This is a genomic window from Streptomyces sp. NPDC002537, from assembly GCF_053594975.1.
Map to the genome: position 1 here is coordinate 1 of NZ_JBSFWT010000059.1, position 12,726 is coordinate 12,726.

General features: G+C 74.5%; 10 protein-coding genes and 1 pseudogene. 7 read left to right on the forward strand and 4 right to left on the reverse strand.

All coding sequences use genetic code 11. The annotated features are described in order from the left end of the window. The 4 genes from ACWD4A_RS24150 to ACWD4A_RS24165 all read left to right on the forward strand — a co-directional run. Positions 1 to 602 (forward strand): glycosyltransferase family 2 protein (locus tag ACWD4A_RS24150; protein WP_451197118.1); only part of this gene is annotated, 602 nt, incomplete at its 5' end. Further along, positions 599 to 1,261, forward strand: coding sequence for a TIGR04282 family arsenosugar biosynthesis glycosyltransferase (locus ACWD4A_RS24155; RefSeq protein WP_451197119.1), 663 nt, complete (start codon positions 599 to 601; stop codon positions 1,259 to 1,261). The genes ACWD4A_RS24150 and ACWD4A_RS24155, both read left to right, overlap by 4 nt. Further along, positions 1,258 to 1,923, forward strand: a complete 666-nt coding sequence (locus ACWD4A_RS24160; RefSeq protein WP_451197121.1) for a methyltransferase domain-containing protein — start codon at positions 1,258 to 1,260, stop codon at positions 1,921 to 1,923. Before ACWD4A_RS24155 ends, ACWD4A_RS24160 begins: the two co-directional genes overlap by 4 nt. Before the next feature lie 83 nt (positions 1,924 to 2,006). Next, the gene (locus ACWD4A_RS24165; RefSeq protein ID WP_451197122.1) at positions 2,007 to 2,246 is read left to right on the forward strand and encodes a hypothetical protein; all 240 of its coding nucleotides are present in this window, start codon (positions 2,007 to 2,009) and stop codon (positions 2,244 to 2,246) included. On the opposite strand, the gene ACWD4A_RS24170 is transcribed toward ACWD4A_RS24165, so the two are convergent. Next, on the reverse strand, positions 2,232 to 4,655 hold the full coding sequence (locus tag ACWD4A_RS24170) for an ABC transporter (protein WP_451197123.1): 2,424 nt from the start codon (positions 4,653 to 4,655) through the stop codon (positions 2,232 to 2,234). The two genes, ACWD4A_RS24165 and ACWD4A_RS24170, sit on opposite strands and share 15 nt — an antisense overlap. Before the next feature lie 44 nt (positions 4,656 to 4,699). Then, a complete protein-coding gene (locus ACWD4A_RS24175; protein WP_451197125.1) occupies positions 4,700 to 6,118 on the reverse strand; it encodes a glycosyltransferase 87 family protein in 1,419 nt (472 codons plus the stop codon). A 113-nt stretch (positions 6,119 to 6,231) separates the two neighbouring features. On the opposite strand from ACWD4A_RS24175, the gene ACWD4A_RS24180 reads away from it, so the two are divergent. The 3 genes and pseudogenes from ACWD4A_RS24180 to ACWD4A_RS24190 all read left to right on the forward strand — a co-directional run. Then, complete coding sequence (locus tag ACWD4A_RS24180; protein ID WP_451197127.1) at positions 6,232 to 7,371, forward strand: molybdopterin-dependent oxidoreductase; 1,140 nt, start codon at positions 6,232 to 6,234, stop codon at positions 7,369 to 7,371. Beyond that, positions 7,371 to 7,763 carry a hypothetical protein gene (locus ACWD4A_RS24185; RefSeq protein WP_451197128.1) on the forward strand — a complete coding sequence of 131 codons (393 nt, stop codon included), beginning with the start codon at positions 7,371 to 7,373 and terminating at the stop codon, positions 7,761 to 7,763. Before ACWD4A_RS24180 ends, ACWD4A_RS24185 begins: the two co-directional genes overlap by 1 nt. A gap of 142 nt (positions 7,764 to 7,905) precedes the next feature. Further along, positions 7,906 to 8,754, forward strand: a pseudogene (locus ACWD4A_RS24190) (Fpg/Nei family DNA glycosylase); the annotation flags it as partial. A gap of 45 nt (positions 8,755 to 8,799) precedes the next feature. Here ACWD4A_RS24190 and ACWD4A_RS24195 read toward each other — a convergent pair. Together ACWD4A_RS24195 and ACWD4A_RS24200 are read right to left on the reverse strand one after the other, a co-directional pair. Next, the gene (locus ACWD4A_RS24195; RefSeq protein WP_451197130.1) at positions 8,800 to 10,248 is read right to left on the reverse strand and encodes an amino acid permease; all 1,449 of its coding nucleotides are present in this window, start codon (positions 10,246 to 10,248) and stop codon (positions 8,800 to 8,802) included. A gap of 92 nt (positions 10,249 to 10,340) precedes the next feature. Further along, the gene (locus ACWD4A_RS24200) at positions 10,341 to 12,683 is read right to left on the reverse strand and encodes a GH92 family glycosyl hydrolase (RefSeq protein ID WP_451197132.1); all 2,343 of its coding nucleotides are present in this window, start codon (positions 12,681 to 12,683) and stop codon (positions 10,341 to 10,343) included. Between the last annotated feature and the right edge of the window lie 43 nt (positions 12,684 to 12,726).

The following is a 12,726-nucleotide window of genomic DNA, read 5'->3' on the forward strand; positions in this document are numbered from 1 at the left end:
GTCTTGCGCGGCGGATGGTGTGCGATCTACGCCGAAGGGTTCGGCCGACCTATCGGCACCACTCGCTCGGCGCCACCGTCGTCCACGAGCCGCGCCGCGGCTTCGGCGCCGCCTGCGCCGCCGGGCTGCGCGCCGCGGACGCCGAACTCGTGGGCTTCTGCGACTGCGACGCCTCCCTCGACCCGGCGCTCCTGCCGGAGCTGGCGGCGACCGTGCGCAGCGGCGCCGCCGACCTCGTCCTCGGCCGCCGCCGTCCCCACGGCCGCGGCGCCTGGCCCCTCCACGCCCGCCTCGGCAACGCCGCGCTCGCCCGTATGCTGCGCCGCCGCACCGGCCTGCGCCTGCGCGACCTCGGCCCTCTGCGCGTCGCACGGCGCGAGGCCCTGCTCGGCCTCGGGCTGACCGACCGGCGCAGCGGCTACCCCCTGGAAATGGTCGTCCGCGCGGCCGACGCGGGCTGGCGGGTGACCGAGACGGACGTCCCCTACCACCCCCGCACCGGCACGTCGAAGGTGACCGGCACCTGGCGCGGCACCTGGCAGGCGGTCCACGACATGCGGGGCGTCCTGCGGACCGCCCCGGAGGAGGTGGCGGCCCGATGAACCGACGGCCCGCGCCGCCCGGCGGCCCCACCACGCTCCTCGTCATCGCCAAGGAACCCCTGCCCGGACGGGTCAAGACACGGCTCACCCCGCCGTACAGCCCGGAGCGGGCCGCCCGGATCGCCGAGGCGGCCCTCGTCGACACCCTGCGCGCCGTCCTCGCCATGCCCGCCCGGCGGCGCGTGCTCGCGCTCGACGGGCGCCCCGGCGACTGGCTGCCGCCCGGCTTCGACGTCGTACCGCAGTGCGCGGGCGGCCTCGACGAACGGCTCGCCGCCGCCTTCGCCGACTGCGCCGGGCCCACGCTGCTCCTCGGCATGGACACCCCGCAGATCACCCCCGGACTGCTCGCCCCCGCCCTGGCGGACGACGGCTGGCACGGGTGCGACGCGTGGTTCGGCCCCGCCGCCGACGGCGGGTTCTGGGCGCTCGGACTGGCCGAACCGCGGCCCGCGCTGCTGCGCGGCGTCCCCATGTCCACCGCCCGCACCGGAGCCGTCCAGCGCCGCCGCCTGACGGACGCCGGCCTCGTCGTACGCGACCTGCCCGAGCTCCGCGACGTCGACACCGCCGCCGACGCGGCCCACGTCGCGGCCGCCGCACCGTACGGACTCTTCGCGGAAGCCGTCACGGCGGGCGTACGGGGCGGCGCCCGGTGACCGTCAGCGAACTGCGCCTGCCCCGCGCCGACGCCCCCTGGTGCGCCGACCCCTACGCCGACGCCGTCCGCGTCGGACGCGGCCCGCTCTTCCTCCGCCGCGCCGACGGCTGGCTGCTGCCCCTCGAAGTGGAGCGCTGGTGCGGCGGCGCGGACCCCGCCGACACGACCGTGCTCGACCGCTGCGAGGGCGAGGTCATCGACCTGGGCTGCGGACCCGGCCGCCTCGTCGCCGCCCTGGCGGCCCGCGGCCGCCCCGCCCTCGGCGTCGACGTGAGCCCCGCCGCCGTCGCCCGCACCCGCCGCACGGGAGGCGCGGCGCTCTGCCGCTCGGTCTTCGACCCCCTGCCCGGCGAGGGCCGTTGGGGCACCGCGCTCCTCGTCGACGGCAACATCGGCATCGGCGGCGACCCCCACGCCCTGCTCACCCGCGTCGCCGCCGTCACCGCCCCGGGCGGCCTCCTCCTCGTCGAGGCGGCCGCGGCCGACCTCGACGAACGGGTCCACGTCCGCGTGGACGACGGCCGCGGCCGCACCGGCACGGCCTTCCCCTGGGCGCGCGTGGGAGCCCCGGCCCTGCGGCGGCACGCGGCGGCGACGGGATGGCGCGTGACGGACCAATGGCAGGCATCCGAAAGGCAGTTCATGGGGTTGCGGCGGTAGCGAGGGCCGCCGGCTACGCAGAACGGGGGAGACGCCGGCGAACGGAGGGACAGGCGCGGCCCGGAAAGAGCACCATCACCCCCATGACCGACGCACTCTGCCCCGGCCCGCACCACCTGTGCAAGGGGTGCCGGGGCGAGGGCACTTACCATGCGCTCACGCTCTACGTGAGCCAGTCCGGCGAGGACGGGGAGATGTCGGCGGCCCACCGCTGCCCCTCGTGCCGGGGGCGCGGGTTCTTCTGCAAGCACACCACGCCGTGCGAGGGGAAACACCGGAGCGGGACGCCGGTCCTGGGGCCGGACGCGCTACCGCCCGTGTGACCCCGGCGCCGCGAGCGCCGCGCGCAGGTACGGCGCCGTCACACTGCCGTCGGCCGCCGCGACCTCCTCCGGGGTGCCCTCGGCCACGACGCGACCGCCCGCCGCCCCGCCGCCCGGCCCCAGGTCGACGACGTGGTCCGCCCCCGCCGCCACCGTCATGTCGTGCTCCACCACGACCACCGAGTTGCCCGCGTCGACCAGGCCGTGCAGCTGGCGGAGCAGCACTTCGGTGTCGGCCGGGTGGAGGCCGGTGGTCGGCTCGTCCAGGATGTAGAGGGTGTGGCCGCGGCGGGCGCGCTGGAGTTCGGCGGCCAGCTTGATGCGCTGCGCCTCCCCGCCGGAGAGCTCGGTGGCGGGCTGCCCCAGACGCAGGTAGCCGAGGCCGACGTCCTGGAGGGTGCGCAGGCTCCGCAGCGCGGCGGGCACGTCGGCGAGGAACCCGGCCGCGGCGTCGACGGTCAGGTCGAGGACGTCCGCGATGGTCGCGCCCCGATAGGTGATCTCCAGCGTCCCGGGGTTGTAGCGGGCGCCCCGGCACGCGGCGCACGGCGCGTACGTGCCGGGCAGGAAGAGCAGTTCGACGGCGACGAACCCCTCGCCCTGACAGGTCTCGCACCGCCCGGCGGCGACGTTGAAGGAGAAGCGGCCCACGGTGTAGCCGCGGGCGCGGGCACCCTCGGTCGCCGCGAACACCTTGCGCACCGCGTCGAACAGCCCCGTGTACGTGGCCAGGTTGGACCGCGGCGTGCGGCCGATCGGCTTCTGGTCGACCGTGACGAGCCGGTGCACCGCGTCCAGCCCCTCGGCGCCCTCCGTGGCGTCCCCCGCCAGGTGGGCGGCCACGGTCTCCGCCAGGACCTGCCCGACCAGCGTCGACTTCCCCGAACCGGACACGCCGGTGACGGCCGTGAACACCCCGAGCGGGACGTCCACGTCGAGATCGCGGAGATTGTGCCGGGTGACACCGCGCAGCCGCAGCGCGCCGGACGGACGGCGGGGCGTACGGGCCGGGGGCACCGGCCCGTCGGGGAACACGAACCGGCGGGTCGCCGACTCCTGGACGTCCGCGAGCCCCGCGACGGGCCCGCTGTGCAGCACCCGCCCACCGTGCTCCCCGGCCCGCGGCCCCACGTCGACGATCCAGTCGGCGCGGCGCACGACGTCCAGATGGTGCTCGACGACGAACAGCGAATTGCCCGCCGCCTTCAGCCGGTCCAGGACGGTGAGCAGGGCGGCGCTGTCGGCGGGGTGCAGGCCCGCGGACGGCTCGTCCAGGACGTAGACGACACCGAACAGGCCCGAGCGGAGCTGCGTCGCCAGCCGCAGCCGCTGGAGCTCGCCCGCCGACAGGGTGGGGGTGGGCCGGTCCGTGCTGAGGTAGCCCAGACCGAGTTCGGTGAGCACCTCGACGCGGGCGACGAGGTCCCCGGCGAGGGCAGCGGCCGGACCCTCGCCCCCGCACGCCGGGCGCAGCGTCTCCGCGAGGGCCGCGAGCGGCAGCGCGGCGAGCTCCGAGATGTCCCGCCCGGCGAAGGTGACCGCCAGCGCCTCGGGGCGCAGCCGCCGCCCGCCGCACGCCGGACAGGGGCCGCTCACCAGGTGCCGCTCGGCGCGGGCCCGCAAGGGGGCACTCTTGGAGTCGGCGACGGTGTGCAGGACGTAGCGCCTGGCGCTCATGTACGTGCCCTTGTACGGGCGTTGGATGCGCTCGGCGTCCCGCACCGGGTGCACGGTGACGACCGGCTGCTCGTCGGTGAACAGGATCCAGTCGCGGTCCGCCCGCGGCAGCTCGCGCCACGGGCGGTCGATGTCGTACCCGAGGGCCGCGAGGATGTCGCGCAGGTTCTTCCCCTGCCACGCGCCCGGCCAGGCGGCGATCGCGCCGTCACGGACCGACAGCGACGGGTCGGGCACCAGCGACTCCTCGGTGACCCGGTGGACCCGCCCCAGCCCGTGGCACTCCGGACAGGCCCCGGCGGCGGTGTTCGGCGAGAACGCGTCGGAGTCCAGCCGCGCCGCGCCCCCGGGATAGGTCCCGGCGCGCGAGAACAGCATGCGCAGCGAGTTGGAGAGCGTGGTGACGGTGCCGACGGAGGACCGCGAGGTGGGCGCCGACCGGCGCTGCTCCAGGGCCACGGCGGGCGGCAGCCCGCTGATCTCCTCCACCCTGGGCGCGCCCACCTGGTGGATCAGCCGCCGCGCGTACGGCGCCACGGACTCGAAGTACCGGCGCTGCGCCTCGGCGTAGAGCGTGCCGAAGGCGAGCGACGACTTCCCCGAACCGGAGACGCCCGTGAAGACGACCAGGGCGTCGCGGGGGATGTCGACGTCCACCGCCTTGAGATTGTGCTCGCGGGCACCGCGCACGCGGACGTAGGGATCGTGGGCGCCGGTCTCTCGGGCTGTCATGAGGGTCGTGCTCTCCGGAGGTCGACGCCGTTTTCGCCCCGATTTTATGTCCTCAGGACACCCTTTTCCCTCCGGGAACCCCGGCCTGCTTCTTCCCTCCGGGAAAGGGAGCGCCGCACCGCCCAGCCCGCCGCGACCGCGGCGGCGGCCACCGCGTACGCCGTCGTCCCCAGCGCGTTGGGATCGGCCACCGCCCGGCCCCCCACGTACTTCGCCGCCCCCGCCGCCGCCACGCCCAGCCACTCCCACCGGCCGTCCAGCGCCACCAGCGCGACGAGCAGCAGCGCGTACCAGGAGTAGCCCGGCGTCAGCAGCAGGAAGGCCGACCCCGTGACCAGCAGTGCCCCGCGCCACGGCCGCGCCGGGTCGCCGCGCCGCAGCACGTACCCCGCCACCACGGCCAGCACGGCCAGGGTGACGGGCAGGGCCCAGCTGTCGGGGAACACCAGCCGCAGCAGGGCGTACCGGTTCTTCACGGTGGCGTCGTCGTAGCCCTCCTCCCGCGTGTAACCGGTCAGATAGCCGAAGACGGAGCTGTCCGAGACCAGGACGTACGGCAGATAGCTCACCGCCACGACGGCCGCCGCGGGCAGCAGCACCGCGAGGGCGGCCCGTCCCCGGCCCCGCGCCGCGAGACCGCTGAGGGCCCCCGGCAGGGTGACGGCCGGGAGCAGCTTGGTCGCGATGCCCGCGCCGAGCAGGGCGCCGCCGAGCGGACGGCGGGCGCTCACGACGGCGAACGCGGCGACCGTCAGCAGCACGCTCAGCACGTCGGCGTGGGCGTTGTTGACGGCCTCGACGGCCACGGCCGGGCACCACGCCCAGTACGCCGCGCCCCTGCCGTCCCCGCGCCGCCGCAGCGCGTACAGCAGCAGCCCCGAGGTGGCCACGGCGAGCACCGCGCCGCCCACCTGGAACGGCTTGTGCCGGGCACCCGGCGGCGAGAGCTCCTCGACGAGGAGGAAGTAGCCCTCGGCGACGGGCGGGTAGATGGTGTGCACGTACGGCCGGTTGATCCGGGTGCACGCCACCCGCCCGTCCCCCGACGCGATACGGAACCGTTCGGGCCGCTCGCACTCCGCGCCCTCGGGGAAGAGCCAGCGGTCCCGCAGGTGCGCCAAAGCCGGGTCGGCCGGGACATGGTCGTACGGCGAGACGCCCGAGGCCTGCACGCGCCCGTCCCAGACATAGCGGAACGCGTCCGAGCTGGTACGGGGCTCCGCGAGCAGCCCGGTGGCCGCGACGGCGACCGACCCCGCGAGCACCAGCGGCGCGACGTGCCGGGCGGACACCGAGCGCAGGGCCCACGCGGCCGCGGCGAAGAGCGCCCACGCGGCCGCGTACCAGCCGGTGAGCGCGGCCGGGTCCCTGACGTAGTCGTCGCCGTGGACGGCCACGGCGAGAACGGTCGTGAGGGCGGCGAGCAGGGCGGAGGTGACGGCGAGGGCGGTACGGGAGTTCACGCGCCCAGCCTGGCACCGGGAACCCGTGTCACGGCCCGGACCTGCCCCGGTGTCCGCGTTTCGTAAGGTGTCGATCACGCCGGACGGGCCGTCGCGCACGGTCTGATGGAGCCATGAGGTTCCCCCCGTTCCCCCCGCCCCTGCCGCGCTTCCGCGGTCGGCTGCACGACGCCCGCACCGCGACCGCGATCGGCCGCTGGCTGGGGGTGGCCGTCGCCGTGTGCTTCGTGACCGGGCTGATCAGCCACTTCCTCCAGCACCCGGGCCCGCTGTCGGACGTGCTGCCCAGCCGCCCCCGGTGGGGGTACCGGGTGAGCCAGGGGCTGCACGTGGCCAGCGGCACCGCGGCGGTCCCGCTGCTGCTGGCCAAGCTGTGGACGGTCTACCCACGGCTGTTCACCCGGCCCGTCGTCCGGTCGTGGCGGCACGCGCTGGAGCGGCTGTCGGTGGCGGTGCTGGTGGCGACGGCGCTCTTCGAGCTGGCGTCGGGGCTGCTCAACACCGCCCAGTGGTACCCCTACGCCTTCTCGTTCGTGCCCGTGCACTTCGCGGTCGGCTGGCTGCTGGCCGGCGCGCTCGTCCTGCACGTCGCGGTCAAGGCCCCCGAGATCAGGGCGCATTGGCGGCGCCGCTCGGCGGGCACCCTGGCGCTGCCCGCCGAGGACGCCGTCGACCGGCGGTCGCTGCTGACGGCCGTGGGAGTGGCGGCCGGAGCGGTGACGGTGACGACGGTGGGCCAGTCGTTCACCCCGCTCGGCGCGCTGGACCTGCTGGCGCCTCGCCACCCGGACCACGGCCCGCAAGGACTGCCCGTCAACAGGACCGCCGCGCGCGCCGGGGTGACCGCCGACGCCGTACGGGACTGGCGGCTGAGGGTCGACGGCCCGCGCCCCTACGCCCTGACCCTCGACGAACTGCGCGCCCTGCCGCAGCAGCAGGTGACCCTGCCCATCGCCTGCGTGGAGGGCTGGAGCAAGTCGGCGCACTGGACGGGCGTCCGGGTGCGGGACCTGCTGGACCGGGCGGGCGCACCGCCCGGCGCCCTGATCCGGGTGACCTCGCTGGAGACCCACGGCGCGTACCGCGTCATGGTGATGCCCCACACCTACGCCCGGGACCCGCTCACGCTCCTGGCCCTGCGCCTCAACGGCGAGGCGCTCTCCTTCGACCACGGCCACCCGGCCCGGATCATCGCCCCGAACCGGCCGGGCGTGCTCCAGACCAAGTGGGTGGCGCGGATGGAGGTGCTGTGATGCGGGTGGTACTCGGCGGGTGCGGGCTGGCCCTCATGGGCGTCGGGGCGTGGATCCTGCTCTTCGGCGTGGACGCGCAGGACCCGTGGGAGGTCGCGAAGTGGCTGATCGGCATGCTCCTGGTGCACGACGCCGTCGTGGTGCCGCTCACCCTGGCGGTCGGCCTCGTGGTCGCGCGCGTCCCGGGCCGGCGGGCGCTGCGCGGCACGCTGCTGGTGGCCGCGGCGCTGACGGCGGTGGCGATCCCGCCCCTCCTCCGCCCGGGGCCGACCCAGAACTCCTCGGTGCTGCCGCTCGACTACGTCCGCAACTGGGCGCTCTGCCTGGCCGCGACGGCGGTCGCGGGCGCGCTGGCCGCGACGTGGTCCCGGTGGCGCCGCAAACGGGGGTGACCCGGCTCCGGTCCGCGCGGCGCCCGGGGGGCGCGGGCCGGAACCGCCGGGCGGAAGCGGGGACCGGCCCACCGGCCGCCGCGCCGACGGGCCGGTCCGCCCGCCGACTTGCCGCGCCCGCCCGCCACGGCAGACTGGTGCCATGCCGGAGCTGCCGGAGGTCGAAGCCCTCGCCGGATTCCTCGCCGAGCACCTCACCGGCCGTACGGTCGAGCAGGTGCTGCCGGTGGCCGTGTCCGTCCTCAAGACGTACGACCCGCCGCTGAGCGCCGTCGAGGGCCGGCGGTTCACCGGCGTCGCCCGGTACGGCAAGTTCCTGGACCTGGCCACCGACGGCGGCCCGCACCTCGTCCTCCACCTCGCCCGCGCGGGCTGGCTGCGCTGGCACGACCGCCTCCCCGACACCCCGCCGCGCCCCGGCAAGGGGCCGCTCGCGCTGCGGCTGCGCCTCACCGACGGCGCCGGGTTCGACCTCACCGAGGCGGGCACCCGGAAACGGCTCTCCGTCCACTGCGTCCGCGAGGTGTCCGACGTGCCCGGCATCGCGCGGCTCGGTCCGGACCCCCTCGCCCCCGCGTTCACCCTCGACGCCTTCGCCGCACTGCTGCGCGGCGAGCGCAGGCAGCTCAAGGGCGTCCTGCGGGACCAGAGCGTGATCGCGGGCATCGGCAACGCCTACTCCGACGAGATCCTGCACGCCGCCCGGATGTCCCCGTTCAAACTGGCCGCGAGCCTGACGGAGGAGGAGACCGCCGCCCTCTACGAGGCGCTGGGCGGCACCCTGCGCGCCGCCGTCGAGCGGGCGCGCGGCCACGCGGCGGCGGAGCTCAAGACGGAGAAGAAGAGCGGCCTGCGGGTGCACGGCCGCACCGGACAGCCCTGCCCGGTCTGCGGCGACACCATCCGCGAGGTCTCCTTCAGCGACTCCTCCCTCCAGTACTGCCCGACATGCCAGACGGCCGGCAGACCGCTCGCCGACCGTCGGTTGTCCCTCCCCCAGCTACCGCTGGGAGGTGCCCCCAGCTCAAGTAGCCGGTCAGTCCTGGGGGATGCCCCGCGCGTCCGCGTGCGCCAGCTCCGAGTGCTTGTAGGAGTACGAGAAGTACACGACCATCCCGATCAGGAACCACACCGCGAACCGCACCCACGTCTGCCACGCCAGATAGGTGATCAGCCAGATCGACGCGGCCACCCCGACCGCCGGCACCACCGGCACCCACGGGCAGCGGAAGGAGCGTGGCAGGTCCGGCCGCTTGTAGCGGAGCACGATCACCGCCGTGCACACCACCGCGAAGGCCAGCAGGATGCCGATGTTGGTCAGCTCCGCGGCCTCGCCGATCGGCACCAGCCCCGCGATGGCCGCCGACGCCACGCCCACGATCCAGGTCACCCGCGTGGGCACGTGCCGCGTCGGGTGCGTCTTCGCGAACCACTTCGGCAGCAGCCCGTCCCGGCTCATCGCGAACCACACCCGGGTCACGCCGAGCATGAAGGTGAACATGACGGTGAGGATGCCGATGATCGCCCCGACCGCGATCACGTCCGCGATCCCGTTCAGCCCCACCGACTTGAAGGCCGTGGAGAAGCCGCTCTTCTTGTCGATGTCCTTGTAACTCTGCATGCCCGTCAGCACCAGGCAGGCCAGGACGTACAGCACCATCGAGATGGCCAGCGAGTAGAGGATCGCCTTCGGCATGTGACGCTGCGCGTCCTTCGACTCCTCCGCCGCCGTGGACATCGCGTCGTAGCCGAAGACGGCGAAGAAGACCGTGGCCGCGCCCGTGAAGGCCCCGCTGACCCCGAACGGGAAGAACGGCGTGTAGTGCGACGACTTCACATGGAAGAAGCCCACCCCGATCACCAGCAGGACCACCAGGACCTTCAGCCCCACGACGATCGTCTCGAAGCGCGCCGCGCTCTTCATGCCCATGGTCAGCAGCCAGGCGATCAGCAGGCACAGCACCGCCGCGAACAGATCGACCCGGTGCCCGGTGCCGGTCCCCGGCGCGCCCAGCATCCACTTCGGCAGCTCGGCGTCCATCTCCCCGAGCAGGAAGTTGATGTAGCCCGAGATGCCGATGGCCACCACCGCGACGATCGCCGTGTACTCCAGCAGCAGGTCCCAGCCGATGAACCAGCCGCCGATCTCCCCGAGCACCGCGTAGCCGTAGGTGTAGGCCGACCCGGCCCGCGGGATCAGGCCCGCGAACTCCGCGTACGAGAAGGCCGCCGCCGCGCTCGCCACCCCCGCGATGAGGAAGGAGACCAGCACGGCGGGACCGGCGACACCGTTGGCGATGGTCCCGGCCAGGCTGAAGATGCCCGCGCCGATGATGCCGCCGACACCGATGGCCGTCAGCTGCCACAGCCCCAGGGTGCGGGTGAGCCGCTGCGCCGGGCCGCCCCCCTCGGCCGTCTCCGCCTCTTCGATTGTCTCGATCGGTTTGCGGCGCAGTACGCCCTGACCCGCGCGGAGCCTGGCCATGTGTCATGTCCTCTCGTCGACCTGACGGGGCCGAACATCATCGCCGAGCGGCGGCGGCTACGGAAGACGCCGCCCCGCTCCGGACCGGGGGTTCAGCCGATGGCGGGTGCCATCGCGGACAGCGCCGTGCCCCACCGCGAGGGCGTGGCACCGACCCGGAAGTCCAGCCGGCCGGCCTTCTTGAGCTGGGCGGTCGTCAGGTACGTCCGGTCGTGCGCCGCCCCGTCGAGCCGGACCGACTGGACGTAGCGGTCGGTGTCCGAGGTGCCGGGCGCGGTCACCGTCAGCTGCCCGCGCGGATACCAGTGCCGGTCCAGCCGCAGGTCCACCCGCTCGAACACGGGGGTGCTGAGCCCCCAGGCGTCCCCGCCCGGCTGCACCGGATAGACGCCGATGGCGGAGAGGACCATCCACGACGACATGGTGCCCAGGTCGTCGTTGCCGGTCATCCCGTCCGGTGTGTCGGTGAACAGGGTCAGCGCCGCGTGCACCACGTCCGTGGTCTTCCACGGCCGGCCGGTGGAGAGATAGGTGTACGGGGCGATGAGGTCGGGCTCGTTCTGCGGGTTGTACTTGTCGGCGTTGTAGTAGTCGTACGGGCCGTTGACCCACACCTCGCGGGCCGTGCGCGCCGGGTCCCGCAGCAGCCGGTCGTACGCGAAGAAGGAGTCGAGCCGGGCGTTCGCCTTGTCCCTGCCGCCGATCAGCCGGACCATGCCGGGCATGTCCTGCGGCACCAGCCACTGGTACTGCCAGGCCGTGCCCTCGTGGAAGCCGACGCTCTTCGCCGGGTCCGCGGGCCCGGTGAAGACGCCCTGGCCGTCACGGGCCCGGAAGAAGCCGGTGGACTGGTCGTACAGATTGCGGTAGTTGCGGGAGCGGGCGGCGTAGCGCTCGGCGTCCGCGCGGTGCCCCAGGCCGCGGGCCATCTTCGCGAGCGCCGCGTCGGCGAGCGCGTACTCCAGGGTCGCCGACGCGCCCTGCTGGACGTCGGAGTCGCCCGGCTTCTTCTTGGCACGGTCGGGCAGATAGGGCACGTAGCCGTTCTTCACGTACTCCGCGTTGCCGTCGCGGCCCATCGCCGGGGAGTCGGCTGGGGGCACCCCGTCCGCGTTCTTCCGCAGCGCCCGGTACGCCTCCTCCTCGTGGCCCGTCAGCAGCCCCGCCTGGTAGGCGTTGGTGAGGAACGGCGTCACCGGGTCCCCGGTCATGATGTTCGTCTCGACCGTGCCGTAGCCCCACTTGGGCAGCCAGCCGCCGTCGCGGTCGACGCGCAGCACCGACAGCGCCATGTCCCGCGACTCGCGCGGCGCGAGCAGGGACAGCAGCTGCGCCTGGCTGCGGTAGGTGTCCCACAGCGACCAGTTCTGGTAGTAGGTGAAGCCGTCGGCGCGGTGCGGCCGCTGGTCCCAGCCGGTGTACCGGCCGTCGGCGTCGCTGCCGATGTTGGGGGCGAGGAACGCGTGGTAGAGCGAGGTGTAGAAGGCGCGCCGCAGCGGCGCGCCGCCGCCGACGGCCCGGACGGCCGCCAGGCGCTGTTGCCAGGCCTCGCGCGCGGCGCGCGCCGCGCGGTCGAAACCGCCGGGCTCCGCGCGCAGGTTGCCCTCCGCGCCCTTCGCGTCGACGTAGCTGATGGCGGTGGTGGCCTCGACGGCCCGGTCGCGGGTGGTGTCGAAGCGGACCCAGGCGCCGTTGCGGCCGGTGCCGGTCGAGGCCCGGGAGCCGGGGGTGACGCGGTCGCCGTTCCAGGTGCCGAACGCGGTGAAGGGCCGGTCGAAACGGGTGATCGTGTGGAGCGTGTACGGGCGGGTGTCCTGGCAGAAGCCGCGGCCCGTGATGGTGGAGCGGACCGTACGGGAGTCCACGACCTCGACGGTGGTGGAGACCGTGCGGTGCAGCGACTGGCCGGTGTCGAGCAGGACGTTGGCCTTGTCGGTCGCGGGGAAGGTGTAGCGCTGCACGCCGCTCCGCGCGGTCGCCGTCAGCTCGGCGGTGATGCCGCCGTACGAGGAGAGCCCGACCCGGTAGTAGCCGGGGCGGGCCTCCTCGTCGCGGTGGTCGAACGCCGCCGCGTAACGGGCATTGTCGGTCAGCGTCACCTCGCCCGTGGTCGGCAGCACCGGGAGGTCGCCGCCGATCCGGCAGCCCACCCCGGACAGGTGCACGGTGCTGAAGCCGCGGATGTGGCCGTCCTTGTAGTCGTAGCCGGTGCTGTGACCCGTGTCGGGGGAGAGCTGCACCATGCCGAACGGCACGGCGGCACCGGGGAAGGTGTTGCCCTCGTTCTTCGTGCCGATGAACGGGTTCACCAGGCCGGTGAGGTCATCCGCCGCCGCGGCCGGCTGCGGCGGCAGGAGCGCCGTCCCGGCCAGAGTCGCCGCGAAGGCGAGCGCGGCCGCGCCGGCGCGCCGCCCCAGGTGTTCGGTCCATCTCATGTCCACGCCTCTCGTCTGACGCGTCATATGACCCGACATCGTT

Excerpts from the sequence above, each read along its gene's own strand:
- ACWD4A_RS24195 (WP_451197130.1), bottom strand. The coding sequence starts at position 10,248 with ATGGCCAGGCTCCGCGCGGGTCAGGGCGTACTGCGCCGCAAACCGATC.
- ACWD4A_RS24170 (WP_451197123.1), bottom strand. The coding sequence starts at position 4,655 with ATGACAGCCCGAGAGACCGGCGCCCACGATCCCTACGTCCGCGTGCGC.
- ACWD4A_RS24200 (WP_451197132.1), bottom strand. The coding sequence starts at position 12,683 with ATGAGATGGACCGAACACCTGGGGCGGCGCGCCGGCGCGGCCGCGCTC.
- ACWD4A_RS24185 (WP_451197128.1), top strand. The coding sequence starts at position 7,371 with ATGCGGGTGGTACTCGGCGGGTGCGGGCTGGCCCTCATGGGCGTCGGG.
- ACWD4A_RS24165 (WP_451197122.1), top strand. The coding sequence starts at position 2,007 with ATGACCGACGCACTCTGCCCCGGCCCGCACCACCTGTGCAAGGGGTGC.
- ACWD4A_RS24180 (WP_451197127.1), top strand. The coding sequence starts at position 6,232 with ATGAGGTTCCCCCCGTTCCCCCCGCCCCTGCCGCGCTTCCGCGGTCGG.
- ACWD4A_RS24155 (WP_451197119.1), top strand. The coding sequence starts at position 599 with ATGAACCGACGGCCCGCGCCGCCCGGCGGCCCCACCACGCTCCTCGTC.